At 64.6% G+C, this 26,789-nt stretch carries 21 protein-coding genes and 1 pseudogene; 8 read left to right on the forward strand and 14 right to left on the reverse strand.

The window, feature by feature from the left end; translation table 11 throughout:
• Positions 1-32 precede the first annotated feature (32 nt).
• Genes AC5RWT_RS13825 through cysN form a run of 3 tightly spaced genes read left to right on the forward strand, consistent with a single transcriptional unit; the run spans position 33 to position 3,057 of the window.
• A complete protein-coding gene (locus AC5RWT_RS13825; RefSeq protein ID WP_494080682.1) occupies positions 33-842 on the forward strand; it encodes a 3'(2'),5'-bisphosphate nucleotidase CysQ in 810 nt (269 codons plus the stop codon).
• A gap of 44 nt (positions 843-886) precedes the next feature.
• Complete coding sequence (cysD, locus tag AC5RWT_RS13830; RefSeq protein WP_494080683.1) at positions 887-1,807, forward strand: sulfate adenylyltransferase subunit CysD; 921 nt, start codon at positions 887-889, stop codon at positions 1,805-1,807.
• Complete coding sequence (cysN, locus tag AC5RWT_RS13835) at positions 1,807-3,057, forward strand: sulfate adenylyltransferase subunit CysN (RefSeq protein WP_494080684.1); 1,251 nt, start codon at positions 1,807-1,809, stop codon at positions 3,055-3,057. Before cysD ends, cysN begins: the two co-directional genes overlap by 1 nt.
• Positions 3,058-3,159: 102 nt before the next feature.
• Here cysN and cysC read toward each other — a convergent pair whose 3' ends face one another.
• The 5 genes from cysC to AC5RWT_RS13860 all read right to left on the reverse strand — a co-directional run bounded on the left by cysC (position 3,160) and on the right by AC5RWT_RS13860 (position 10,044).
• Positions 3,160-4,467, reverse strand: a complete 1,308-nt coding sequence (gene cysC, locus AC5RWT_RS13840) for an adenylyl-sulfate kinase (RefSeq protein WP_494080685.1) — start codon at positions 4,465-4,467, stop codon at positions 3,160-3,162.
• On the reverse strand, positions 4,464-5,429 hold the full coding sequence (locus tag AC5RWT_RS13845; RefSeq protein ID WP_494080686.1) for a sulfite exporter TauE/SafE family protein: 966 nt from the start codon (positions 5,427-5,429) through the stop codon (positions 4,464-4,466). The genes cysC and AC5RWT_RS13845 overlap by 4 nt, the downstream gene beginning before the upstream one ends.
• Positions 5,430-5,584: 155 nt before the next feature.
• Positions 5,585-6,610: a glycoside hydrolase family 26 protein gene (locus AC5RWT_RS13850; protein WP_494080687.1), complete on the reverse strand. Its 1,026-nt coding sequence runs from the start codon at positions 6,608-6,610 to the stop codon at positions 5,585-5,587.
• Between the two features lie 43 nt (positions 6,611-6,653).
• Positions 6,654-8,339, reverse strand: coding sequence for a lipopolysaccharide biosynthesis protein (locus AC5RWT_RS13855; RefSeq protein ID WP_494080688.1), 1,686 nt, complete (start codon positions 8,337-8,339; stop codon positions 6,654-6,656).
• 13 nt (positions 8,340-8,352) lie between these two features.
• Positions 8,353-10,044, reverse strand: coding sequence for a hypothetical protein (locus AC5RWT_RS13860; protein ID WP_494080689.1), 1,692 nt, complete (start codon positions 10,042-10,044; stop codon positions 8,353-8,355).
• A gap of 300 nt (positions 10,045-10,344) precedes the next feature.
• On the opposite strand from AC5RWT_RS13860, the gene AC5RWT_RS13865 reads away from it, so the two are divergent.
• A complete protein-coding gene (locus tag AC5RWT_RS13865; protein ID WP_494080690.1) occupies positions 10,345-11,436 on the forward strand; it encodes a sulfotransferase in 1,092 nt (363 codons plus the stop codon).
• Here the strand turns inward: AC5RWT_RS13865 and AC5RWT_RS13870 are convergent.
• From AC5RWT_RS13870 to AC5RWT_RS13895, 6 genes are read right to left on the reverse strand one after another with little or no spacing between them, the layout of a single operon-like run.
• The gene (locus tag AC5RWT_RS13870; RefSeq protein ID WP_494080691.1) at positions 11,411-12,346 is read right to left on the reverse strand and encodes a glycosyltransferase family 2 protein; all 936 of its coding nucleotides are present in this window, start codon (positions 12,344-12,346) and stop codon (positions 11,411-11,413) included. The genes AC5RWT_RS13865 and AC5RWT_RS13870 overlap by 26 nt on opposite strands.
• A complete protein-coding gene (locus AC5RWT_RS13875; protein ID WP_494080692.1) occupies positions 12,343-13,113 on the reverse strand; it encodes a YveK family protein in 771 nt (256 codons plus the stop codon). Before AC5RWT_RS13875 ends, AC5RWT_RS13870 begins: the two co-directional genes overlap by 4 nt.
• A gap of 4 nt (positions 13,114-13,117) precedes the next feature.
• Positions 13,118-13,966: a sulfotransferase gene (locus AC5RWT_RS13880; protein ID WP_494080693.1), complete on the reverse strand. Its 849-nt coding sequence runs from the start codon at positions 13,964-13,966 to the stop codon at positions 13,118-13,120.
• A gap of 10 nt (positions 13,967-13,976) precedes the next feature.
• Positions 13,977-15,206: a hypothetical protein gene (locus AC5RWT_RS13885; RefSeq protein WP_494080694.1), complete on the reverse strand. Its 1,230-nt coding sequence runs from the start codon at positions 15,204-15,206 to the stop codon at positions 13,977-13,979.
• The gene (locus tag AC5RWT_RS13890; protein ID WP_494080695.1) at positions 15,203-16,609 is read right to left on the reverse strand and encodes a hypothetical protein; all 1,407 of its coding nucleotides are present in this window, start codon (positions 16,607-16,609) and stop codon (positions 15,203-15,205) included. The genes AC5RWT_RS13885 and AC5RWT_RS13890 overlap by 4 nt, the downstream gene beginning before the upstream one ends.
• 57 nt (positions 16,610-16,666) lie before the next feature.
• Entirely contained in the window at positions 16,667-17,392 is a 726-nt protein-coding gene (locus AC5RWT_RS13895; RefSeq protein ID WP_494080696.1) for a hypothetical protein, read from the reverse strand.
• 371 nt (positions 17,393-17,763) lie between these two features.
• Here AC5RWT_RS13895 and AC5RWT_RS13900 point away from each other — a divergent pair, with 371 nt between their 5' ends.
• On the forward strand, positions 17,764-20,679 hold the full coding sequence (locus AC5RWT_RS13900; RefSeq protein ID WP_494080697.1) for a PKD domain-containing protein: 2,916 nt from the start codon (positions 17,764-17,766) through the stop codon (positions 20,677-20,679).
• A 76-nt stretch (positions 20,680-20,755) separates the two neighbouring features.
• Here AC5RWT_RS13900 and AC5RWT_RS13905 read toward each other — a convergent pair whose 3' ends face one another.
• Positions 20,756-22,399 carry a RecQ family ATP-dependent DNA helicase gene (locus AC5RWT_RS13905; protein ID WP_494080698.1) on the reverse strand — a complete coding sequence of 548 codons (1,644 nt, stop codon included), beginning with the start codon at positions 22,397-22,399 and terminating at the stop codon, positions 20,756-20,758.
• Between the two features lie 265 nt (positions 22,400-22,664).
• On the opposite strand from AC5RWT_RS13905, the gene AC5RWT_RS13910 reads away from it, so the two are divergent.
• A complete protein-coding gene (locus AC5RWT_RS13910; RefSeq protein WP_494080699.1) occupies positions 22,665-23,981 on the forward strand; it encodes a cysteine desulfurase in 1,317 nt (438 codons plus the stop codon).
• Between the two features lies 1 nt (position 23,982).
• A complete protein-coding gene (gene sufU, locus AC5RWT_RS13915; RefSeq protein ID WP_494080700.1) occupies positions 23,983-24,444 on the forward strand; it encodes a Fe-S cluster assembly sulfur transfer protein SufU in 462 nt (153 codons plus the stop codon).
• A 57-nt stretch (positions 24,445-24,501) separates the two neighbouring features.
• Here the strand turns inward: sufU and AC5RWT_RS13920 are convergent, their stop codons facing one another.
• The gene (locus AC5RWT_RS13920) at positions 24,502-24,723 is read right to left on the reverse strand and encodes an SCO4848 family membrane protein (protein WP_494080701.1); all 222 of its coding nucleotides are present in this window, start codon (positions 24,721-24,723) and stop codon (positions 24,502-24,504) included.
• Between the two features lie 16 nt (positions 24,724-24,739).
• Entirely contained in the window at positions 24,740-25,240 is a 501-nt protein-coding gene (locus AC5RWT_RS13925; protein WP_494080704.1) for a DUF2505 domain-containing protein, read from the reverse strand.
• 138 nt (positions 25,241-25,378) lie between these two features.
• Here AC5RWT_RS13925 and AC5RWT_RS13930 point away from each other — a divergent pair.
• Positions 25,379-26,789: pseudogene (locus tag AC5RWT_RS13930) on the forward strand (transcription-repair coupling factor); the annotation flags it as partial.

Raw genomic sequence — 26,789 nt, forward strand, 5'->3', positions numbered from 1 at the left:
CAGCCGAACTAAAACAGTGGAAGGGGAAACTGATGGGGGCAGAGACACAGGCGTTGAACCGCCTGGAATTGGAACGCTATGTTCCGGACACCGCGCTTGCGCCGGAACTTGCAGGCAGAGCCGGCGCGATGCTGCGGCAGCTACAGCGGGACGCTGCGATCCAAGGCTGGACAGCGGAACGACTGAAGGCTGAAGGTGACGCGCGCTCGCATGAGCTGCTGACCGCAGCGCTGCAGCGGTCACGGCCGCACGACCCTGTGCTTTCCGAAGAGGGCGAGGACGATCCGGGCCGTTTGAGCGCTGAACGCGTCTGGATCGTCGACCCGCTGGACGGCACGCGCGAATTCGCGGAAGGGCGCCGGGACTGGGCGGTCCACGTGGCCTTGTGGTGCCGGGGCAGCTTGCGGGCCGGCGCCGTCGCATTGCCGGCACTTGCGATGACCTTGGACACGGCTGACCCCGTAGTGCGGCTGCAGCAGACACGTTTTCCTCCGGGCCGCCGACTGCGGATCGCTGTATCGCGGACCCGTCCCCCCGCCGTCGTCAGCCAACTGGCGACGGAGACGGGTGCGGCAGTGCTGCCCATGGGCTCCGCCGGCTACAAAATCGCGGCTGTCATTCGTGGCGAGGTGGACGCATACGTGCACAGCGGCGGGCAGTATGAGTGGGATTCCGCGGCTCCCGTCGCGATAGCCCGCAGCCGTGGACTACACACCAGCCGGCTCGACGGGTCACCACTGCTCTACAACCAGCCCAGCGCTTACTTGCCCGACCTGTTGGTCTGCCGGGCGGACCTGGCGGACGACCTATTGCAGCGGCTCACCCGGCTGTCGCCGATCTAACCCGCGACCCACTCGCGGCCATGACTAGAGGGGGAAGAAACGAGATGAACGAAACGAACACGGAACCGCGCTACAGCGTCAGCCACCTGAAGCTCCTTGAGGCGGAAGCGATCTATATTATCCGCGAAGTTGCCGCCGAACTGGAGAAACCAGCGCTGATGTTTTCCGGGGGCAAGGACTCGATTGTCATGCTGCATCTCGCGGCGAGGGCATTCGCCCCGGCACCGATACCGTTTCCCGTAGTACACATCGACACCGGCCACAATTTCGACGAGGTCCTGCAATTCCGTGACTCCTTGGTCAGGGAACTCGGCGTGAACCTGGTGGTGGGCTCGGTGCAAGACGCCATTGATCGGGGCCTGGTGCAGGAGGAACCGAACGGATCCCGTAACCGCATCCAGACCGCGGTGTTGCTGGAAACGGCGGAGAAATACGGCTTCAACGCCCTGATGGGCGGGGCACGCCGCGATGAGGAAAAAGCACGGGCCAAGGAACGGGTGTTCTCGTTTCGGGACGAATTCGGCCAGTGGGACCCGAAGAATCAGCGCCCGGAACTGTGGGGCCTCTACAATCCGCGGATCCACCTGGGGGAGAGCATCCGCGTCTTCCCGATTTCCAACTGGACCGAGCTCGATATCTGGAGCTACATCGCGCACGAGGGCATTAACGTCCCCTCGATTTACTACGCCCACGAGCGGGAAGTATTTGAACGCAAAGGCATGCTTTTCGGGGTACACCGCTTCTGCCAGCCGCAGGACAACGAATCGACCTTCAGTGCGCACGTACGGTACCGGACCGTCGGTGACGCCACCCTGACTGCGGCTGTTCGAAGTACGGCCTCGACGGCTGCAGACGTAATCGCGGAGGTGGCAGCGACACGCATTACCGAGCGAGGCGCCACCCGGGGCGACGACCAAATAAGCGAGGCGGCCATGGAGGACCGCAAGAAAGAGGGGTATTTCTGATGGATCTGCTGCGTTTTGCCACTGCGGGTTCGGTCGACGACGGAAAGAGCACCCTGATCGGCCGACTCCTCTACGACTCGAAGTCCATCTTCAACGACCAGCTGGAGGCCGTCGAACGTACCAGCCGGGAACGAGGCGACGAATACACGGACTTGGCGCTGCTGACCGACGGTCTCCGCGCCGAACGGGAACAAGGGATCACCATTGACGTTGCCTATCGGTATTTCGCCACACCCAAGCGAAAATTCATTATCGCCGACACGCCAGGCCATTTGCAGTACACCCGCAACATGGTCACGGGGGCCTCGACGGCGGACGTCGCGATCGTTCTGGTCGATGCCCGGAAGGGGCTTTTGGAACAGAGCAGGCGCCACGCCTTCCTCGTGTCGCTGCTGCGCGTGCCGCACCTCATTCTGGCCGTCAACAAGATGGACCTGGTGGACTGGTCGCAGGAAGTATTCGAGCAAATCCGGCATGATTTCAGCGGATTCGCCAGCAAGTTGGAAATTGCCGACCTCTCGGTGATCCCGGTGTCAGCGCTGCAGGGCGACAACATTGTGTCCCGGTCGGAGAACATGCCTTGGTACGAGGGGCCGTCTCTGCTGCATCATCTTGAGAACGTCCACATTGCCAGCGACCGCAACCTGGTGGACGTACGCTTTCCGGTACAGTACGTCATCCGGCCGCACCAGAACCGCAACCACGACTACCGCGGCTACGCAGGACAGGTTTCCGGCGGCGTGATGAGGGTTGGCGACGACGTAATCGTCCTGCCCAGCGGCCTGCCTTCGCGGATTTGCGCCATTGATACCCCTGACGGACCAATCGACGAGGCCTTCGCGCCCATGTCGGTAACTGTGCGCTTGGAGGACGATTTGGACATCTCTCGTGGCGATATGATCTGCCGGCCACACAACAAGCCAGCCGTGGCCCAAGACATTGACGCCATGGTGTGCTGGATGAGCGAGAAACCGCTGGAACGGGGACAGAAGCTTGCGGTCAAGCACACTACCCGCAATGCCCGGGCGTTGGTTAAGGAATTGCAGTACGGGCTGGACATCAACAGTCTGCATCGGAATCCCGACCCGGACTCGCTGGGCCTCAACGAAATCGGACGGATCCGGCTGCGGACCACTGCGCCGTTGCTTGCCGACGACTACAGGCGAAACCGGCACACTGGCGGCTTCATTCTGATCGACGAAGCAACCAATGCGACGGTCGGTGCCGGCATGATCGTAGGAGCTGCCTGACCGACGTGCCTGCACCGTACAGCCCCGCCCGTGCGCTCATGCCACGGGTGGGGCTGTTAGGTTCCGCCACAGATCCTTGAGGGATGTTGAGTATGCTGACGGCTATTCGCCGGCCACGGCGGCAGCGGGCATCTGCGCGGATCTCACGCGAGTGAGAATCTCCGCCACAGCGTGGTCTACCTCGACACGGGAGGTATCCACCACATAATCGGCCTTCCGCGGCACCTCATAGGGTGAACTGATCCCGGTAAATTCCGGGACAAGGCCCGCCCTCGCCTTGGCATACAGTCCCTTCCGGTCACGGGCCTCACAGACTTCCAACGGCGTCGAGACGTGAATCAGCAAGTAGCTGCCCGACTCCCGGGCCATGGTCTCACACTCGCTGCGTGTAGCTTGGAAGGGTGCAATCGGGGCGCAAACGGCTATGCCACCTGCCCGTGAGATCTGTGCCGCCACCCAACCGATCCGCCGGACGTTCAGCTCCCGGTCTGCGGCCGAGAAACCCAGTCCTGCCGACAGCATCCGGCGCATCTCGTCGCCGTCAAGCAGGATGACCTCTCGGTGGTCAGCGGCTTGCAGTTCTTCCACCAGCCGGCGGGCCAGGGTCGATTTGCCGGAGCCGGACAGCCCGGTGAAGAGAACCACCAGCCCATCGCGCGGCACTCGGGACAGCGCGACAGGTGCCGCTGGAGCGCCGGCCGGTTGCAGGATCTCAGCGACCTCCTCGGTGAAATCAAGAATGACGGCAGCTCCGAGGTTTGCGAGAACACTCCCGAACACCCGTGTCCCCTCGTCCGCGTCGGGAACGACCAACAGCCGGACCAGAGCGCCAGGCACCTGCATTGCACATTCCTGCAGGCTGGCCAAGAGCGGCCGGCAACTCCGTCCGCCGGCGGCCGAACGATCGACTGCAACCAGCACCAGACGGCACTCTTCGGCATGGGCTGCCGCTACCGCCTTGGCAACCTGGCGCGGGTGAGGCGGCGCAGCGAACGCAGCGACAACATATGGCCCGCCGCGCTGGGACAGGGGAGCGGTGAGGCGCAACTCCCGGGCCGGCGGGTGCTCGGCTGGTTGCAGCGGTTTCAAGGTGCCGGCCAAGTGAACCATGCCTGCCTGGTTTGGCCCAGCGGGGCAGCGCCCGCTGTCATGTTGTGCAACCGCGAGCCGGGCCAGCGGGGTTCCTTCCTGGTCCGACAGCAGCAGCCCACGGCCAGCGATCGCTCGGCCGGCAAGAAAGGAGGGAACAGCCAGTCTGAACTCACGTGGCCAATCACGCGGGTTCTGGCCGGGCAGGCAGTAGCCGTCAGCCGGAGCGTAAAGGCCGCCGACGAGCAGCTCAAGCTCGTCCAGTTCGGCGCCGGACAGCGCGAGAACCGGCTCGTGCAGTGACCCGGTCCAGTCAGTCACGGCCCCACCTCGGATGATCGTTGGCCTGCCATGGCACGGGCTCGTTCCTGCTTTTCGGTCCAGGCCAAGGCAGGGAAACCCCGCTGGCGGCGGATAAACATCCAGATCAGTGGCGCCATGAGCAGTGCTGCGACCAGGATCACTCCCGTTGAGGTGTTGTCCACACCGAGCATCTTCAGCGACGATGCGAGGAGCACGAAGGCCAAAGCGCGCCTGACGAAACCGCCGCTGAGCCGGGACGACATCTGTGCTCCTACCCAGACGCCCGGAATGCTGCCCACGATGAGTGGAAGGGCGAGGCCCAGGTCCAGAGAACCAAAAAGCATGTGTCCGACGGCAGCCGCCACAACGAGCGGAACGGCTTGGACCAGGTCGGTGCCCACCAGTTGAGAAGCTTTCAACCCCGGGTAGATCATCATGAGACCGATGATCATGATCGAACCTGACCCCACGGACGTCATACCGACAATCAGACCACCGATGACGCCGAGCAGCACCGTCGGTAGGATTCGGGCGGCAACTTCCGGTCGATCCTGCGGCAGCTTAGCGCCTTGCCCGTTGCGTGTCTTGGCTCGTTCGATCAGCCGCATGTAGGCCCTGACCACCAAAAGCGCAGCGGTGAGCATCAGAGCGCAACCCAGGGCGAGCTTGATTCCATCTTGGACACGGGCGTCATCGCCTAGCGCCTTGAGTGTCAGGACGCCGCAAAAAGCCGACGGTACGGACCCCAGAGCCAGCCATTTAACCAGCTGTAGATTCACGGTTTTTCGCCTCAGGTGGACTGCAGATCCAACCGGTTTCATTACTGCACTGGCAAGAAGATCGCTAGAGACTGCAGTCAGCGGTGGCACATTGAAAAAGAGCACCAACATCGGAGTCATCAGGGCGCCACCGCCCATTCCCGTCAGCCCAACAATGATGCCAATCCCGAAGGCAGCAAATACAATGGTTAATTGGTCCATGGAACGTTATTCTGGCAGTCGTAATGACGCGGAAATAGAGTAATTTCCAATGTCCCTACTGGAATGTGGACTTCACTGTCCGTGGCAGTCAAAGAATCGCGATGTGAGGGCCATTGCCGCGGTTTCCAGGAGCGTTAGGCCACGTGCACGCCGGTTCACTCGTGCGCGAGGCGGCATACAGCGGGGGAGCGCACTGCCGGATTACTCGCAAAGTTACGGAAAGCGGCCAGCTCATTCGGATGGGAATCGATGGAAGTGTCTCCCACCGGACTATCGCCTTCCTCGGTCCGGCCGGAATGGTTCCAGTAAACCAACGCGCGCAGCTTCGGCAGCTCCGCCAGGTCCTCAGCGGCGTTTTGAAAAAAGGCGGTTTTCGCGTCTGCAGGTGGAATTCCTGCCGCAACTCCCCATTCGGCGAGCATCTGAGGTTTGTCCGGGTAGTTCTCTGCTGCCCAGTTATAGAAGCCGGGCCAGTCCCCGCCGCTGGAGCGGTTGACGAGTCCGTGCAGGTCCGTGGTGCCGGACCCCGGGTATGCATACGGATCCTGGGCGATCCAGTCGACGACATCGTCGCCCGGGTACAGGTCGCCGAACCACTCCTGCGCATACCACTTTTCGGCGCCGGTGTAGTTCATCACTGTGACCAGATTGTCCACACCGTTAGTCCGCAGTATCGACACGACATGGCGAAAAAAACGTCGGAAATCATCAGCAGTTTGTCCGGACTTCCGGGAGGTGCTGACCTCGTCTTCCATCTCCGCGTTCAAGGATAGGAAGAACGGCCGATCCACGTGCGCGTTTATGTGGTCAGCCAATTGCACGAGGTATTGGTCCGCAGCGCCTTTAGCCACTTGCCGCCATGTTAATCCTTCAGGTTTCCAGTTGTAGAAGAGGGTCCTGTTGTGCCCTGATTCGCTGGCCCGGGCGAGCTCAGATGCGTCTGGAAACACTTTCTCCTGACCGCGCTTGTAGTAGCGCACCATGTCTACACGTCGTCCTACTGCAGCTTCGAAATCGGTAAGTGCCGAGTCCCAGGTCTGATCCGGCAGGGGGTTGGGTGCAACGCCGAGGAGCACGTTGCAACCCGGCTGCGCCCACCGATCGACCTGCGGTAAGGGCAAGGAGCAGGATGCAAGGAACACCATTGCGATGACGGATGCAATGAGCCCGCGCGGTGTCATCCGGGCCCTCCTGAAGGCTGCATGCACAAACTTAGCCGTGACATTACTCGGGCTGAGTGGCTGGCTGTGCCGGGCGGGCTGTTTGCCATTGGTCGTCCCGCAGAGCTTTGGAGTTGGCCGCCCCGACCGGCGGCGTTTCCTGGCCCATCGCACCGGCCAAAAGTCCCGCCCGCCGCCGCCACGCTACCGCCGCGTAGGAGACGGCAGAGGCCACCAACACCGACACTTCGGCAGCCGGCGGCCAAGCCAACAGATGATTGGTTAGCCACGGGGCGGCACCGAAGGCCACCAGCAGGAAAGCACCCATCGCCACCACCTCCCGAGAGGTCGGCACGATCTTGAGCGTCCGGTGCACTTGAACAAGGCACAGAACATTCTTGAGTACGATCGCCGATGCCCAAGCCACTGCCGCACCCAAGACATCCAGTACCGGAATGAGCAGCAGGCACAGCATCACGTCGGCAGCCAGCGCCGCCACGGCGTTGATCAGCGACAGGCTGCTGCGTCCGGCCATCAGCAGGAGGACGTCCAGAGGACCCATCGCCGCCGCCAACAGCATGGCGCCAGCCAGCAGTTGCAAGCTTCCGGCGGCCGCGGCGAAGGACGCTCCGAACAGCATCTGCAGTAACCACTCCGCATGGGCAGCAGTCAACAGGTACACCGGCCACGTCATCATTACGGCCCAGAGCGTCATCTTCCGCGCCACTATCTTGGCCTGAGTCAGTTGTCCGCGTGCCAGCAGCCGTGCGAGTTGTGGTTCACTAACCTGCTGCATTGCGCTGTTGACCATTTGGCCCAGTACCAGGAACCGAGTCACAGCTGTGTAGAGCGCTGCGGCCGACGGGCCGGCGAGCACGGTAACGAGCGCGATGTCTGCCCGCTGAAGTCCTACCTGCGCCAGTCTTGAAAGGCCGCGGGGAACAGTGAATTTCCAGAAAGCCGTCCGTGCCTGGTCAACGTGCCTCGGATCCACGACGACGGTGTCGACCTTGGCGGGGACTGACCAGGTTCCGGCGCTGGCATTTTCGTGAGCCCACCCTGTGAGAATGCCCGGATTCGCACGCAAAATCCGGAACAGCCACCCCGCGGCCACGACCAACCCGAGCGCATACGGCAGCGTCCACGCCCAGGCCAGCGCCACGGCATTGGTCCCTGCCAGCCCGGCCACCAAAACACAGGTGACCTGGACAGCGGGGCGCAGCAGACGTTCGACGACGATCGTTGGTCCCATGTGTGCCAGCCCCCGGCCGACGGCCAGCAAAAGCTCGTAGGCAGCGGCGACCGGCAGCGCAGCGGCGAACACAACGATTACTTCAGGGGTCGCCGGTACGCCGCCGAGCAGCTGACCCAGCGGCCCGGACACGAGCATGCCCGCACCCATGACCAACAGGCTCGACGCCAGCGCGACACCGAGGCCTTCGAGGACCAGCCGTCGATTGTGCATGCCTTCGGACCTGGCGTTGTTCCAAGCGATGAACCGCACCAGTCCCTGGTCCACGCCGAGCTGACACAGTGCGAGCGCGATCAGAAACAGCGATGTCACGGCAAAGAGGGAACCAGCTGTTTCCAGGTCCCAGAGCCGGGAAATCAGGACGATGAGCAGGAAGTTGGCGCCGGCTGAGACGCCGCTGCCCAGGATGTTAGCGGTTCCCGCGCGGGCTATTCGGCGGACGGCCGCGTGGCCGTCCTCGTGATCGTTGCGAACGCGCGGGCTTCCTTGCTTGGCCATGCCCCCGCCGCGGTTAGTTGCTGGTGAGCGGCACGGGCTGGTCGGCGTCCGCCCCGCCGGCCCGGTCTGGAACCGTCTTCCGGGTACGGGATTCCTCCGGCCCGGCTGAGTCACCGGCGTTTAGCCTCACTGCGGCGGTCTGTAAAGAGGTGGCCGCCGGCACGGGTGCGCCGGCATCCTGCTTCCGGTGCGCGGAGATTTCCGTTGCAGCTCTGCGCTTTCGGGATGCCCGTCGCACGAGCACGGATCCCAGCAGTGCGGCCCCGCCTTCGCCCACAACCGCTGCGCTGGCCTTGGAGGCCTCGGTCATCGTTGCTGTGCCCTCCGTAGCCACCAGAACAGCTTCCCGGCAGGCTCGGATCAGTGCGCCCCCGGTGGCGGAACCCGCTGCGGGGCCAGCTACAAGGAGCAGATGGGAAGGATGGCTCAGTTCGGACAGGACCCTGCCCAAGGATTTGTGCTGAACCAGTGCGGACAGCCGGTCAGCGTGGTTCCCCACGGGCAGCACCGACACGTGCTCCGATACCGGCACCAGCAGTCCGGAGGCCTGGGCCGCAGCCTCGTTGCCGTCCAGCAGGTCGGTGAGTCCAGGCTGCCGTAGAGCTCCAGGTCGATGGTCGGTCACAGTCGTGTGGTCCGCCATGACCAGGACCGTCTGGATGCCGGCCTCCTCCAAGGCGTGAGCCAGAGCCCGGGCGATTTCCCCGCTGTCGGGATGTTCGGAAACCCCGGTCAGAAGCAGCGTATTGCTCGGCAGGCACGTCACGCGCTGCAGCGCGTTGCTGAGCCGGCGGTAGTCTTCCCGGCTGGTTTCGTCATGCCGGTCGGCTGCCAGCGCCTCGACTTCGCCCAGCACCGGGCCGGTTCCTGAGGCACGCAGATCTTCCACGTCAACAATCCGCTGGTCGAAGTGTTCGCGCATCAGTGCCAAGCCGAGGGCCAGCGCCGCCGCCACCAGCAGGATGCCTCCGCCGATCAGCAGCGGGCTCATCCCGTCCGCCCCCTCGGGCAGGCTGGCGGGGTTGATGATATCCCCAGGCGCTGCGGAGGCGGACACGGCGTCGGACTGTTCGATCTTGAGCTGGGCCAGCTGGTTGGCATAGAGCGTCACCTGCTGCTCCGATTCCAAGATCGCGCCCCGGTCCGGATTTTGAGCCGACCGGGCGGTGCCAAGGGCGGTCGTCGCCTGGTCCAGCATCTGTTCGGCCGACTTTATCTGCTCTTCGTGCACCGCCGCCTGTGCTGCCGAAACGTCGGCGGCACGGCTGCTCCGATATGCCAGATACGCCTCGGCCAGTGCCTGCGCGCCGGACTGTGCCTGGTCCGGGGCGGATGCTGTGTAGGTAATGTTCAACACCTGCGAATTCGGCGGCACCTGGGCATCAATGAGCTGCAGGACATCGCCTTCCAATGCTTCACCGGAAGACTTCCGCGCGAGCTCCACCACTGCTTGCGTGTGGACAAGTCCCGCTTCTGTCGTCAGGGCCGCCAACTGCTCAGTGCGTGTCGCCGGCGTAGTCGGAGAAAATGGATTGCCCGAGAGCGGTTGCAGGAAGACCACACTGGTCGACGTGTACTTCGGCACGTGGGCGGCGACGAACGTTGCCGCGCTTAAGGCTCCCAGCAGCACCACCGACAGCAGCAGCAACCAATGCCGCCGAATAGCCCGGCCCAGAAATGCAGGACGCGTGGATGAATCGTCCACAAGTAACCCCCCCAATATTTGCCAGCCGGCTTTCGCCGGCGGCGCCCCCAGATTTTTCCCAATTCGCCCCGCCGAAATCCCCAAGACAGTGCGCTGCAGCACAGTCTTGCACACAACCGGAGCCGGCGGAACAGCCCGGGGACGGAAAAATGAACGCTTTCATCTTTTTCCGTCAGCCAACGGGATCTAATCCTTGACAGGTTTCCGTGCCGCCATGATTATTGGGAAAGTCTGGGGGCGAGCGGCGGGCGCAATGGCGTTTAGTCGCGGGACCCGCTCGCAGCCATGGGGGAATTTCGAATGGGGATCAACGTGACTGGCCAGCGCCCGGAGACGGGGGCTGCGACCAACGGTGTTAAAGGCGGCTTTGCACGACACGCCGAGGCGCGGACCGGGGCCAGCAGGAACGGCAGTAATTCGAGGGGTCCGCGGGAACGTCCGGTTGTGCTGATGCTCGGCGGATTCGGCCGCAGCGGCTCAACCCTGTTGGAGAGGTGCCTGGCCCAGTGTCAGGGCGCAGTCGGCGTCGGCGAGGTACTCCATCTGTGGGAGCGCGGCCTGCGTGACGACGAACTGTGCGGCTGCGGCCGGCATTTCTCCGCATGCCCTTTCTGGCTGCAAGTGGGTGCAGCGGCCTACGGCGGCTGGGACCGGGTTAACGCCACCGAGGCCGTGGGAGACCGCGTCCACGTCGTTCGCAACCGCTACCTGCCGGAATTGGCCTGCAAGGTGCCGTTGCCGCGCCGGAGGATGGCGCGGCGGCGGTTGCTGGATCGGCTGGGGTCGCTGTATCGGGGCATCAGCGAGGTCAGCGAAGGGAACCTGATTATCGATTCCAGCAAGCACCCAGCCTATGCGTACCTGTTGCGGGCGGCTAAGGTCCGGCTCAAATGCGTTCTGGTGGTCCGTGATCCGCGCGGCGTGGCGTACTCCTGGGCAAAGGTCGTCAAGCGCCCGGAGACTGCGGGCGGGGAATCGCTGATGCCTCGGTATTCCACCGCTGCGGCAGTTGCCCGCTGGGCACTCTATGGCGTCTTGTTCCATGCTCTGTCATTGCTGCGCGTCCCGGTTATGGTCGTCCACTACGAGGACTTCATGGCCCGGCCCTTGGAAACAGTCGAAGAGGTGCTGCGCTTCGCCGGCGCGCAAAACGTCACTGCGACGCAGCATATCCGTCCCGGCACGGTCGAGCTGGCCGCCCACCACACAGTGGCGGGGAATCCGATGCGCTTTCAAACAGGGGTACTTCCGATCCGTCAGGACGCCGCTTGGCGGCAGCAGATGCCGGCCCGCGACCGGCGGATCGCCAGTGTGCTCAGCGCTCCGCTGCGCGCTGCCTATGCTGCAACACGCAGTTGGTCGGCACTCAAATACCGCGTCCGCGGGCGTTGAGCGCCCGGACGACCGCGGGGGCCTTGACGAGGTTGAGCACCAAGGCCAGCGCCAAGTACGCGCGGGGCTCTATCAGGCTGCCTGAGAGAGAATCAGCCGCGGTGCGCACGGCATCGCGCCGGTGTCCCAAGGCGGCCAAGGCGAAGGCACGCTGACCCTGCATCCAGGCCCGGCCGCGGCGGTTGGCGACGATGGCCGGATGCTTGGCCATCAGATACTCCAGCCCGTCGGCCATTGCTTCCCAACGGGTCGAAAAATACGAGCCGCCGGGGTGCCAGAGCACATCGGCCACCACCTCTGGTAGCACGGCTACTTTGCCCCGCTGGGTTGCCCTCAGGAGCAGGTCGTAGTCCTCGCCGTAGCCGTACGGCAGATCCTCGTCCACCAGGCCGACGTTAGTTAGGAGGTGTTCCCGCAGCAGCACGTAGGTCGAGGGGTGTGCCCCGGTCAGCCGGCTGCCGGAGAGCTGCTCGGGGGTGATCTCTTCTACTCCCGGGTTGCGCACCAGGCGCTTGTCTCCGTAGTGGACTTCGATGGCCGCCACGCAGGCGGTAGCGTTTTGGGCGGCCATCGTCTGCACCTGGCGCCGGAGCTTCTCTGGCCGCCACGCATCATCGTCGTCGCAAAAGGCCACCAGCGGGGCCTGGGCGGCGAGCAGTCCGGTGTTCCGTGAACCAGCCAGGCCCGGTGTGCGCCGGTTGCTCATCACCCTTACCTGCCGGCGCGCTTCAGTCCGGGCCAAGGCCGGGTCCTCCGGGCAGCGATCATGGACAACGGTCACCCTGACATCTCCTGGGTAGTCCTGGGCCAGGATGCTGTCGATCGCTTTGCGCAACAGTTCGGGGCGGTTATGCGTGGCCATGATGACATCGACGGCGGCGTCTGTCCCCACTTCGGTTTGAGTACTCACGCTGACTTTTCCTCCTTGCGGTGCCGCGGTGCGTTTCGGTGCTGCTTCAGTCCGGCGAGCCCAGCGGCCACGGTCAGGCCGGCAGCCAGAGCGGAGCCGACATGGACCGGAAGTCCCTCGCGATGGCTGTTCTCGGGGACCACCGCTGCCTTGGAGATGTAACCGGGATCTGGTTCGTGAATGTTGAGGGCGGTCAGCTCGGCTTCGAGCTGGACGCGCTCGCGGCTGAGCCTGCCGATGTCAAGGTCGGCGTCCGATCCGTCGTCGATGTCAGTCCCTGGCTGAACGCTCCGCTCCAGTATTGCCTGCCGTGCCTTGATTGCCTCCGCTCGGTCCCGGGCCGCGGCAGCGAGCGAATTGCTGCGCATTTGCAGGAAATTGTCTGCCAGGTCGGAGACGGCACGGTGGGCGCTGCGTGCATCAGGTGCGGATACGAAGAGCCGCAAAATCCGCGAGTTGATGATGGGGGAGACTGTCACATCCTCGCGCAGGCCGGCAGCGCCGCCAGGGTAGTCCAGGCTGCGTGCAGTTTGCCCGAGAACCCGATCGGACAGCAGCAGCTGAACCGCAGAGTCTATTGAAACGTCGACGGTGCGTTCACCCTTGAGGGCAAGGTCGGATACGGCGACCACGACGACGTCGGTGCGCGCGCTGTATTCGGGCTCCTTGGCGAAGTGGAATCCAAGCCCGATGCCCAGGCACGCGGTTATCACTGCCAGACTAGTCAGCCAGTTGGGGCGAGCCAGGCTCGTGTGGGTCTGTGCCATGGCGCTACCTGCGCCAACTCGGGGTCTCGCCCAGCAGCGCGGCGAGTCGTTCGTCGTCGTCGGCGAATTCGGCGCGAAGCTGGCGGCGCAGCCGCCCGGGCATGGGTTTGCTGGGCCGGGCATTGGTGTGCACCGTAGCGGGCGGGCGCCAGCCCGGCAGACCCAGGTGGTGCAACAGCCGGTCCCACTGTGGAAGTCCGGGAACGAAGAAATCATCGGCGTCCAGCACGAGCACCTGCTCCCGGCCGACGGCGGCGAACATTCGTTCCAGCTGCCACGCGTACCGCCCGCGGGCTTGGTAGGCGTGGTGCTGGTGGGCGAATGACTGGTAGGCAGGGTCGCTCATGATCCGCTCCTCCTCGCCTGCCAGACGCTGTGGCTCAGCCTCCAGTGCCTCTTCGAAGCCAAGGGGCTCGAATCCGCGGCCCTGTTCCTGCTTGTGGGCCGAATAGGCACGCTCGGCCGGGTCGCGCAGCAGCACGATAATCTTCACCGATCCCAACTGCTCAACGATCCGCCCGGCGGCAAGCGGATGGAAGAGGTAGTACGGGCTGGCTTCTCCGGTGATCGCCTGCTCACCCGCACGCCGCAACGGGAAATGGCTCGCGTAGAACCGTGGTCCACGCCGAAACCGGTCCGCGGTGTCGAAGTAGTGGATGCCTTTGTTCAGCATTGGTGGCCGAACCCGTGGATGCCGCGCCAGCATCCGGAACAGGCTGGTGGTTGCGCAGCGCTGCGCCCCCACGATGAGGAAGGACGGGTCCATACGCAAATCGGCGCTGAGCCGGCCCACTGATGCGGCGGCGGTGCGGGCACCCGCCCGAGCAGTTCGGCGGAGTTGGTCGGTCAACAAGATGCTCTCCTCAATTGTGGAAGGTCAGGGCAGGTTGCCCCATCTGATCGGCCAGGACCCGCAAGTGCCAGCGCGCCAGGGCGCGCACTGCCGCCCCGTCGGTGGTCAAGCTATCGAGGGTGAACCGGGCGGTGATGGTCAGGAGGTAGCCCAGCACGAGCGCATCCAGTACGGCAGGGTCGCCGGCATGGGCCGGGCCCGCGGCTGCATCGACCACCCGTGCAAGGGCTGGCCGGCATCGGACCAGGCTGTGGCGCGCGGCGCCCGGATCGTCAATGGTCCGCAGCGCGGGGTGGGTTACGTAGTGGACGGCGTCAATGCCCAGGGGGACTCTCTGGCCGTACCGTTCCCAGTCCCACACCAGCGGCGGGCCGGAGGTTGCGGCCATGTTCCAAGCACCGAAATCGCCGTGCCACGCGCCGAACGGCAGCTCAAGGCCGGCGAAGCGCTCACCGAAGGCTGCAAGAAGTTCCGGCAGCGCGCTCTCCCTGGTGGTGTGCAGCACCAGCACGTCCTGACGCAGCGTGTTGTACCACTCACTGGCTTCCACAGCGCAGTTTTGCACCGGCGCGGTAGCTGCAATAGCTGCTGCAGCCTCCAGCGGGACCCCGCGCTGTGTCCGTCTCCCGACCGGGCGTAGCGCGGTCATCAAGAGCACAGCGTTGCCGCGCCACCTGCCGTGGTGGATGACTTCGGGCACGGTGAATTCGGTTGGCGCGGCGGTGGCCAGTGTCTGCAGCGCATGGTGTTCGTGGTCCACAAGATGGTTCGTCAATTCGTTCATCCCGACCTTGGCGAATCCGATTTCCAGCCCGTCCTCAGTGTGCACGTTCAACACAGGTTTGCGATTGGCCCTTCGGGACCCCACCATCAGGGACAGCACCACGGGGACACCGAGCGTTTCCGCCAGATAGTCGCTGATTGAACCGGTCTCTGGTGTCACGTTCAGCCCGAAGGGCATGAGAGCCCCGCCCAGTGGTGACCCGAGCGCGGTTGAAAGCATTCGCCGCTGAAGCGACCGACGGAACGAGTCGTGTGCACTCGGCCGGTTGACCGAGTCGGCCGCGGCCGCACGGGAACCGGCCGGCACCAGCATGCGCGGACGGCGTGGCCCGGGCACCAGGCGGAAGGCCCGCTGGCCGTCCTTGGCCAGGCCAGCGGTGACCACCGAGCCAGGGAACAGCTGCTCCAGGGTGGTCACCAGATCCTGCAGCACCGCGCTGCGGCGTGTTGTCTTCATGACAGGTCCTCTTCCGGTGGGGTCCTGCGACCTGTTTCGGGCAGTGCAGGAAGTAACGGATGCTGATCCAGTTCCCGCCGCCACAGCAGCCCCATGCCGATCATCAGCGTCATGAGCGGCGCGGCTATCGTGTCGTAGAACGGCAGCACGCACAGGAAGTACACGCCGACGTAGAGCATGGCGGCGGACTCCCTGTCGCGCGTTCGCAGCGCGGGCAGATAGCGGTGCACGATGAACCAGAGGAACAGCAGGAGCCCGAGCACCCCGGTGCAAACGATGAGGTACCAGAGCGCACCCTGGGTGCCCAGCTGCGGCGGCGAGCACTGGCTGCAGTCCGGGGTAGCCCCGCTGGCGATCGAATTGAAGTTGTTTTGCCGCGTCCGCGGGGCACCGAAACCGATGACCGGAGAGTTCTCCAGGACAGTTGTGACACTGATTTCGGCCAAATTGCCCCTGCCCTTGTTGCTGTGGGGGGTGTCCAACCGAGCCACCACGAGCCGTCCCAACGGCGTCAGCACCAGCGCCGCCACGGCAGCAAGCCCGCCAGCTGCCAGCAGAGCCACATAAATCAGCTTCCTGCAAAGCAGCAGCCGGATACCCACCACCAGCACCAGGACGCCAAGCCCCATCCACAGTGCCCGGTTCAGCGAAAAAATGACGGGCGGGACGGCAGCCACAAGCACTGCGGCCCAAAGAGCGCGCTGTATCCAGGAGCGCGCATAGGTGTAGGACAATACGAAGAACGGCAGGAACAGTCCGAAGTTGGCTCCCCAGGAGTTTGCATACTCGAACGGGGCCTTCGGCCGCGGGTTGTCGAACCCTAGAATGTCCTGCACCTGGGCCATCCCCGGGTTGATGAGGCTGTGGAGGAAGGTGTTCGAGGTGAGCTGGTTCGGCAACACGATTTCCAGAAGTGACGGGAAATCCAACCCGTACAAGAACTTTCCGGCGTACCCGCCGGCAACGGTGATGACGAACATCCAGGCCATCAGCAGCACAATGCGCTTGCGCGGGAGTTCACGCTCAGTCGTGTTGCCGATGTAGAGCATCACCGCAGTCACGGCCACAAACCACGCCAGACGATAAGCCCATGGAAAAATTCTTTCTACTCCTGATTCCGGCAGGAGTCCGGGCACCGGTATCCACAGCACGATGACCCCCATGGCAAGCACCGCGAGGAACAACAACCAGATCCCAAAGCCGTGCGGAACCTGGATTGCACGCCGCCGCAATAAGTAATAAGACAGCGGAACGGCCATCAGCAGGAAGCCAAGCACCCCGAAGCCCATCAGCCACCAGATTGGAAAGCCTGCAAAGAACAGCACAAACGGCCAGGAATGGTCTGGCGGCAGCCCTCCTCGGCGCACACCATTCGACGTTGCACTGCCGACGGGGCGCAACAACCCGCCCCTGTATTTTGTCCCCAACTCCAAAATGCACCCCCGTGCCGTATGTGGTTTCTACCAGGCCCATTCCCAGCCGTAGGCGCCTTCGAAGCCTCCCATCCGGAACGACGCTGAGCCGTCGCCCTCCGGGACATCCAAAATGATCAGCCCCTCGGCGTCACCGCCGGGATCCACCGGACTGGGCAGGAGTTCTGTCTCATCCACACAGCCGGCGCTGTTGCCCACCGGATCTGCAATCTGCTCGCCGTCGCCGTCCCATGCGCGGAAATCATGGACTGACATCGCGAAATAGGGCCAGCCTGCTTCAGGTAACTCCGGGTGCGCTTTCACGGAAAAATGGATGGCGACGAATTGGCCGTTAATGCTCGGCTGGGCCGTGTCGGCGGTGCAGGTGAAGTCCGCTTGAATTTCCTGGGCCTCCATCTCGGCGAACTTGTCGCCGGTTGACTCGCCGAGCACGCCTGCCTGGCCGACCTTGGCCGGGAGATTGCCGTGTGGGTTGAGCTTCAGCCCCAGCGATGGATCTTTCGATGGAGGAGGGTTTGTTGGACGGGCGGCAGCGCTTGGCGCTGTGGAGGGGGTGGGTGCAGCCGTGGCGCCCTTTCCGCTTTTTGCGCCGACTGTGGCATCAGAGCCGGCCGCTTCCGGCAAGGTTTCGGCGGACGCGCCGTCCGTAGTTGGCTGGCTTCCCAGCGCGCGGACGGAAGCATCGCTGCTGCAAGCGGACATAGCCAAAACCAAGCCCAGCGCGGCGCAAGCGTGGCCAATCGTTCTTTTCATGCTTCCCCCCAGATGAACCTCAAGAACGCGTGTACCGACCCCCGGAAAGTACCGACGGCGAAACTGACCCGATCGTAAGGCGGGAGTCGCGGCAGAATAAAGGTTTCAAATACCCGTTATCCCCAATGCCGTTACTGGGGTGCTGGGGAGCAAGTATCCGGCCCGTACCCGGTCAGGGGAATCCGAGTAGAGCGGACGAAGAACTGGTATGGGGACAGCGCCGCCAAGTGTTTCCCCGCTCTTTATTCCCGGGCAATATTGGTCCAGCCTAGGGTCTTTTCTTTGGTCTCGGAGCTCTTTGTCCGGCTCGCCGATGAGGGACCGCAGCTATTCCGCCGCGATAGCGGTACGGGGGGAGAACAGGAATAACAATGCGAAGATTCTTATCGGTATTTTCCGGACTGTTGCTGATCGCCGGCATGGGGCTGGCAGCGCCCGGCGCGGCCACGGCCGCGGACGTCAACCACAACCGCCAGATTGTTCGGGCAAATCCCGTTAACTACACACCGCACGTGCTCGACGGCATCGTGTTCTCCATCGCGGAAGCGGGGGACATGATCATCCTCGGCGGCTCGTTCACACGGGTCCAGGCGAGCACCGGCGGCCCCGAACTGACCCGCAACCGCATCGTCGCGTTCAACAAGAACACAGGGGCAATCAGCAACACCTTTGCCCCGAACTTCAATAGCACGGTCCGCAGCCTGGTGGTGTCGGCCGACGGGCAGTCGCTGTACGTCGGCGGCCAGTTTGGAACCTTGAACGGAGCCAGCGTCACGAAAGTCACCAGGCTTGCGCTGAACAACGGCGCGCGGATCACCAGCTTCAATCCCGGGCAGATTGTCTCGGTCGTGCACGACATGAAACTGGTGCGCAACAGGTTGTTCATCGGAGGCGAATTCGACAGCATCGGCGGCCAGCAGCGCAGCAAACTCGCCGAACTGGACCCAACGACAGGGGCGCTGCGCCCGGCCGTAAACTTTGAATTCGTCGGCGGCGCCACCGGCAGCGGTGATGCCGGCGTCAACGTCTTCGTCCACAAGTTCGATACGACACCGGACGGCGCCTCGATGTTCATCACCGGCCACTTCGCCACGGTCAATGGAGCGGACCGGAACCAGATTGCCAAGATCAACCTGGGCGGCACCAGCGCAACGGTGGACCAAACGTGGCACACGGACCGGTACGACGCGCGCTGCAACTTCCAACGGGCCTACTACGTGAACGACCTGGACTTCGCCCCGGACGGATCACATGTGGCCGTTTCGACGTTTGGCGGTTACGGCTCGGGACCGCCCAGCCTCTGTGACAGCATCACACGCTGGGAAACTAAAGCCACTGGCCAGCAGCTCGATCCGACCTGGATCAACTGGGTAGGCGGGGACAGCATCTACGCCCTGGAAAATGTCGGCACGCACATCTACTTCGGAGGACACAACCGCTGGACCAACAACCCGTTCGTCGGCGACGCGGCCGGACCCGGTGCGGAAAACCGGGAAGGCATCGGCGTGCTGAATGCCGTCAACGGCATGGCACTGGCGTGGAACCCGGGCCGCGACCGTGGACGCGGCGTCTTTGACCTGTTGGCCACCGCCACCGGCCTCTGGGCCGGATCAGACACCGACCGGATCGCGGGAGGCCAGTATCGCGGCCGCATCGCGTACTTCCCGCTGGCGTCGGGGTATCAAATGGCGACGGCAAGCGCGCCGCAGCTTCCGGTTGACGTGATCAAGAGCGCCCCGGGCAACGTGCAACAGCTCTACTTCGACGGCACCAGGGCAGTCCCCGGCGCTGGCGTGCCCTCCGGCAACGTCGGGTGGGACGGCGTCCGCGGCGGATTCGTGGCCAACGGTTCCCTGTTCCTGGCCATGTCCGACGGCACCCTGCAAAAGCGGTCCTTCAACGGAACACAGATCGGGGCGGCTGGGCAACTCAACCTGCGGAACTTGAACAGGACGGATTTGGCTGCATTTGGCCGGCAAACCTCCAGCTACAAGCTGGCCAACTTGGGGCAGGAACTCCAGGGTATGACTGGACTGTTCTACTCCAACGGCCGGATGTACTACACGGTCGCCGGCCAGCCAAACCTGTTCATGCGCTACTTCGAGCTGGACACGGACACGGTCGGCGCCCAGCAGCACGTCATCACCGGACCGGTGGGCGGCGTGGACTGGAGCAACGTCCGCGGGATGTTCCTGGCCGGAAATACGCTCTACTGGGCCTCCGCCAACGGCAACCTTAATGCCGTGAACTGGAACGAATCAGCCGGCCTGGACGGCAGGGTGTCCGGATCCACGACGGTTGTCAGCGGCCCGGGCAGGGACGGCACGAACTGGGCCGGGCAGTCGCTGATCGCCAGGACCAGCACTTCGACGCCTCCACCAGCCAACCGGGCGCCGGTGGCGGCGTTCACGCAGGAATGCAAGGGGTTGACCTGCGTGTTCGATGGGACCGGTTCAACGGATCCTGACGGCGCAATCGCCTCATACGCCTGGAGGGTCACGGGTGGTCCTTCGGCCACGGGCGAGGTGTTTTCGCACACCTTCGCTGCGGCGGGAAGTTATGGAGTGACGCTGACTGTCACGGACGCGGCCGGCGCAACCAATTCGGTGACCCGGACTGTGACAGTGACGGGTTCCTCGGAACCGAATCCCACTGCCAAGGTAGGCTTCGTGGGTTCGGTGGCGAGCTCCAATACAGCGTCCACCACCAGCCACAGCGTTCAGTTGCCGGCGCAAGTAGCACCCGGTGACGTGTTGGTGGCCGCGTTCTCGGCGAACTCGGGCACAGTCGAAATGACTGCTCCCACGGGATGGAACGTGGCTGCGGAGGCCGGGACGACGTCGATGCGCTCCGTGCTGTACTCGAAGGTTGCCACCGCCCAGGATGCCGGGGCGACGGTGACAGTGCGCACCGCTGCGGTCATGCGTGGTTCGCTGGCAGTCACGGTCTACCGCGGAGCGCAGATCAGTGGCGCGTCCTTCGGGTTCGAGCCAGAGACGGTTAGCCGTGCCACGCACACCACGCCGGTGATGGCCGCGGCGGCGGGGGACTGGGTGCTCTCGTACTGGGCGGACAAGACCGCATCAACGACGTCTTGGGCCGCACCGGCTGGCGTGACAGTACGCCAGACCGGCGCCGGTACCGGCACCGGGCACCTGAGCTGGCTGGTCGCCGACAGCAACGGGCCGGTGACCGGTACCCGCGCCGGCGGCCTGACCGCTACCGCTGACAGCGCCACCGCGAACGCCGTGATGGGCACCATCGTGATCCGCCCGGCCACGCCGTAGGAGGCAGCAACTGGCAGCATGCAGACCCCCGCCGGCAACCAGCCGGCGGGGGTCTGCCGCTGCCGGAGAGACGTACCTACCTCAACAAACCCTCGTCCGCCTCAATGGCCGAAAGCGCGATGTCCTTGTAGCCGACCGAATCGAACAGAATCGTGATGCGGTCGGGCTGGGCGCCCATGACGATGCCAGCCCCCCATTCGCGGTGTTTCACCGGGCGCTGGATTTCGAAACCCTCGGGCATTTCCGCCTCACGCGCTTCAACCTCGGTTTCGGATGTAGCCTCACAGTTGTCGCAATTGCCGCAATAGCCGTCGGTTTCTTCCCCAAAGTAATTCAGCAACCAGTCGCGGCGGCAGCGATCCGTCTCGGCGTAGCCGCGGGCCATCTCGATCCGGGACTCGTCAATCCGGTGCCGCGAGTCCGCTTCCAGCAGTGCCTTCTCCGCAACCGCTGTCGCGTCAGCCCCACCGACCGCGCGATAACCCTTGCGGTTTACCGCAAGGCTGCCACTGTGCTCCAGCAGGTTGAGCAGGCGGGACTGCTTCCGTTGCGTCATCCCGGTGTGTTCGCGCAGCTCGGCGGGCCGGAGCGGCCCGTGGTCCCGGACGGCGCTGAAGACCGCCGCGAGCTCGTCCGGGTCGGGGGCGCCCCCGGCGAAGAACCGCTGCAGCCCCAGATCCTCCGAGCGGTAGTGCAGAATGGCCTGCGCTGGATCGCCGTCCCGTCCGGCACGTCCGATCTCCTGGTAGTAACTGTCAAGTGAATCCGGGATATCCGCGTGCACAACGAACCTGACATCGGGCTTGTCGATTCCCATGCCAAAAGCGGAAGTGGCCACGACCACATCCACCCCGTTGTCCTGGAAGCGTTCATGGATCGCCTCCCGGTCCGCGCCCTTGCGCCCGGCATGGTACGCGGCGGTCCGCAGGCCGCGCTCGGCCAGCTCGGCAGCGTATCTCTCGGTATCCCTGCGGGTGGCCGTGTAGAGCAGACCCGGTCCGCCCAGTTCCGCTACTTGGTCCACCACGGCCCGCCGTTTGCCGCGGTCCTCCTGGTGACGCAGGACGTGAAGATTGAGGTTCGGCCGGTCGAAACTCTGCACCGTGATGAACGGATCCCGCAGGCCCAGCCGCTCAATGATCTCCGTCCGCGTATGCGGCGAAGCGGTGGCGGTCAACGCGACGACGGGCGGGTGTCCCAGTCGCTTCACCACTGAGGTCAGCGTCAGGTAGTCGGGCCGGAAATCGTGGCCCCAGGAGGAGATGCAGTGAGCCTCGTCCACCACGAACAGCGAGATGTCCTGCTCCGTTAGACGCTGCATGGTTTCTTCCCGGGCCAGTTGTTCCGGAGCCAGGAACAGGAACTTCGCCTCGCCGCTCCCGACGGCGTCCCACGCCGCCTGCGTGGCGGCGGCCCGCACCTGTGAATTAACGGCGACGGCACGCCCTGCGCCCAAGTTCGCGTTGATGGCATCCACCTGGTCGTACTGGAGCGCAATCAGGGGAGAGATGACGACGGCGGTGCCCGGCAACGCGACGGCCGGCACCTGGTAGACAGCCGACTTTCCGTGTCCCGAGGGCATCACGGCCAGCACGTCCTCGCCTTGGGCTGCTGCAGCCATGGCGTCCAGTTGCCCTTCGCGGAGGACGTCCCACCCGAACGATTCTTCGGCTACACGGCGCAATTCAGCACGGTTTGGTGTCTGGGAATGTTCGGGCATCAGGCTCCTGAAGGTCTGGCGATGACGACTGTCCTTCATTCGTTTCTAACGAGTCCGCGCGACTTTGTATAGCCGCTCCGGACAGGCCTTGCGCCGGCAAGCGCCGTTTCGCGGCGGCCGAAACCCCGTGGGTAAGGCATGGCTCAGGTGACCGACGCCGGGCGAAGTGGGATGATTAGCGCAGACTTGTCTTGCGTATTGTCGGCCCGGTTGAGTCGCTCCGGGACAAGCTGCTTCCAGCCATCGATCCAAGGAGCACCCCCAGGTGTCTGTGGTTTCCACTCCCGCAACGCTCAAGCATGCCGCCGGCATGATCGACAATGCCGAAGCGCGGCGCATCCGCAACGACTTCCCGATCCTCCACCAGCAGGTGAACGGCCAGTCTCTGGTCTATTTGGACTCGGGAGCCACGTCGCAGAATCCGCTCTCCGTACTGGAGGCCGAGCAGGAGTACTACGAACAGCGCAACGCTGCAGTCCACCGCGGAGCCCACATGCTCGCGGTCTCGGCCACGGACGCCTTTGAGGACGCGCGGGATACGGTCGCCCGGTTCATCAATGCCGGCCTCGACGAAGTCGTCTGGGCCTCCAACGCTACCGAAGCCATCAACCTGGTCGCGTATGCCTTCTCCAACGCCAGCGCCGGCCGGGGCGGGGAAGCAGCCTCGCGTTTTGCCCTGGGGCCCGGCGACGAGCTGGTGGTCACGGAGATGGAGCACCACGCCAACCTGATCCCCTGGCAGGAGCTCGCCTTTCGCACCGGTGCCACCTTGCGCTACATCCCGGTGGACGACGCCGGTGCGCTGCGCCTCGACGTGGCCGGGGAGGTCATCGGTCCGCGCACCAAGCTGTTGGCGTTCACACATGCCTCAAACGTCCTCGGGACCATCAACCCGGTGGAGGACCTGGTAAGGCTGGCCCGGCAGGCGGGCGCCGTCGTCGTGCTTGATGCGTGCCAGTCGGTGCCGCACATGGCCGTGGATGTGAAGGCGCTGGACGTGGACTTCGCAGCGTTCTCCGGGCACAAGATGCTGGGGCCCACGGGCATCGGCGTGCTGTACGGAAAGGCGGAACTGCTTAACGCCATGCCGCCGTTCCTGACCGGCGGCTCCATGATCACCACCGTGACCATGGAAAAGGCAGAATATTTGCCGTCCCCGCAGCGCTTCGAAGCCGGGACGCAGCGCATCTCGCAGGCTGTGGCCCTGGCCGCGGCGGTCGACTACCTGAAGGAGACCGGTATGGACCGGATCCATGCGTGGGAGGCGGAACTGGGCCAGCGGCTGGTCGCCGGGCTGTCGGCCATCGACGGCGTCAGGGTGCTCGGCCCCGCCGCGGGCGCTGAACGGATCGGGCTGGCCGCGTTCGATGTGGACGGCGTCCATGCCCACGACGTCGGGCAGTTTTTGGACGACAAGGGCATTGCCGTGCGCGTGGGCCACCACTGCGCCCAGCCGCTGCACCGGCGCCTCGGCCTGGTGGCGACCACCAGGGCCAGCACGTATCTCTACAACACCACGGACGACGTCGACGCGTTCCTCGAGGCCGTCGCCGGGGTCCGTCCGTTCTTTGGAGTTAACTGAGGTGAGCGCGGAACTGCAGCAGTTGTACCAGCAGATCATCCTGGACCACGCGAAGAAACGGTACGGATCGCCACTGGCCGATCCGCCGCCCGGCGACAAATCGGGTGAGTCGCACATGCTCAATCCCACCTGCGGCGATGAGATCACTCTGCGGGCGGCAGTGCACGACGGCGTCGCCGGCCCGACCGTGTCCGGCGTCAGTTGGGATGGCCAGGGCTGCTCCATCTCGATGGCTTCGGCCTCGGTGTTGAGCGACCTGGCGCAGGGCATGGACCGGGAGCAACTGCTCAACGTGGTGGACAACTTCCGCGAGTTGATGCGTTCGCGGGGGACTGTTGAGGCCGACGAGGAAATCCTCGGTGACGCGGCCGCACTCTCAGGCGTCTCCCGCTACCCGGCGCGGGTCAAGTGCGCGATGCTGGCCTGGGTTGCGCTGGAGGAAGCCTTGCTGGCGGCGAACTGACTACACGCTAAGGGGCCGGGCAGCGCACGCTGACCGGCCCCTGCTGTGGCTCGTGGACTAACCCGCTAGTCCGCGGGCACCGATCACCAAGGTGGCGATGCCCAGGATCATGGAGGTGGTTGCCTTCATGAACTCCATGGTGAAGTAGCGGGTCATCGCACCCTGCTCGTCTTTGGAGCGGGGATCCTTCGAGACCCGGACAAGATGCGGTGTCCAGACCAGCAAAGCCCAGACCCCGGCAAGGATCAGTACCCAGGCCAGGACGGCCGGAATATTCACTGCGGCGGCTCCCGGATCAGACTCGGCCGGACAGCCAGGCGTCGGCCTGCTGCGCCTGGATGTTCAGGGCCTTGCCCAGCATCGGCTCGGCGGCAGCGGCAATCTTGCCGCCCAGGAACGGAATGGAAGACTTCACATCGCCGCTGAGGTCCACCCGGGTGGAGTCTCCGTCCGCGACGAGCTGCTGAACAGCGTTGACGTCCACCGGGGCTCCGGCCACCTTCATGCTGACGTCAGCGGTGCGGGAGCCGTCGGCCGCCGGTGCCTGCCACCGCTCCGTCTGGGTGATGGTCAGCGAGTCGCCCAGCATCTTCTTGGCGATTTCCGGCAGCCGCGCGCTGGGAACCTTGCGGACCACGGTCAGGGTGAAGGCACCCGACACGTCGCCGTCGCGCTGCACGGACTCCAAGGTGCCACCGACCAGTTCGCTGATGTGGCGCAGGAACGCCTCGTCAGTGAAAGCTTCGGTGACCTTGGCTGCTGGGTAGGAAAGAGTGGTGGAAGCGCTGAGCGCCATGAAGACTCCCGGGGTTCTCGGAACTGGTTGGGCCAGCATCCATCCTACTGTGCGCGGTAAAGTTGGTTCCCTGACCCTCAGTTCCGCCGAACTGGAGGGTATTCGTGTTGTGCCCCCACCGGAAGAAGATGGAACAAGATGAGCCTGAACGGACTGCGCACGGCCCTCGCCCAGGACGAATCGTTCGCGAAGGTACGGCGGCAGGCGGCCCGGCCGGTGGACGAGCGCAGCGAGGATCTGCAGATCGGTGCACCGCCCGGACTGCGGGCAGCGTTGCTGGCCGAGATGGTTCAGGGGTTGGAGGCTGGCGGGCCCCAAGACCCCGCCCCAGGGGACAACCTTGGAGCCGGCGTGGTGCTCGCGGTGACGGCGACAGGGCGCGAGACCGAAGACCTCGCAGCGGCACTGCGCAGCTATCTGCCGGATGAATCAATCGAGGAATTCCCCAGCTGGGAGACCTTGCCGCACGAGCGGCTGTCGCCGCGGTCGGACACGGTGGGGCGCAGACTGTCGGTATTGCGCCGGCTCAAGCACGACGACGGTGCCGCGCCGCTGCGGGTGGTGGTGGCACCGGTGCGCGCCGTGCTGCAGCCGCTGGTGCAGGGGCTGGGGGAACTGCAGCCGGTTTCGCTGGCTATCGGCGATGAAATCGCTTTCACCGACGTCGTCCGGCGGCTGTCCGAAGCGGCCTATGCCCGTGTGGATATGGTGAGCCGGCGCGGCGAGTTTGCCGTCCGCGGCGGAATCCTGGACGTCTTTTCGCCCACCGACGACCACCCGGTGCGGATCGAGTTTTTCGGTGACGAAGTCGAATCGATGCGCTGGTTCGCCGTGGCGGACCAGCGGTCCCTGGCCGGCGAGAACGTCAAGCACCCGTCCCGGTTGTACGCTCCGCCGTGCCGGGAGCTGCTGATCACTCCGTCGGTCATGAGCCGTGCCGCAAAGCTCAAGGACAAGATGCCGGCGGCGGCGGACATGCTGGAGAAGATCGCCGGGGGCGTGGCAGTCGAGGGCATGGAATCGCTGTCTCCGGTGCTGGTGGATGCCATGGTGCCGTTCGTCGGGGAGTTGCCGCCCGGGTCCATCGCCGTCGTTATTGAGCCGGAGAAAGTGCGCGGCCGCGCACACGACTTGGAGACGACGAACGACGAGTTTTTGGCTGCCGCGTGGGCAACGGCCTCCGAGGGCGGGGACGCACCGCTGGATCTGGCGCTGCAGGGCGATCTCGAGCAGGCCGGCTTCCGCTCGCTGGCGGACACCCGGGCGACGGCCGGACAGCAGCAGGTGTCGTGGTGGTCCATCACCTCGTTCAACCCCGACGACGAAACCGTGCTGGACATCGATACCTTGACCATCGCGGCCAGGGAGCCGAGGGGTTACCAGGGCGATGTAGCCGAAATGATGGAGTTCATCGGCTCCCGCGTGCGCGACCAATGGCGTGTGGTCGTGGCGACCGAAGGTCCCGGCCCCGCCTCGCGCATGGCCGAACTCTTCCACGACGCACAGATCCCCGCCACGCGGGTGGAATCGCTGGAGAACGAGCCGCAGC

Source organism: Arthrobacter sp. Dra40 (assembly GCF_059091905.1).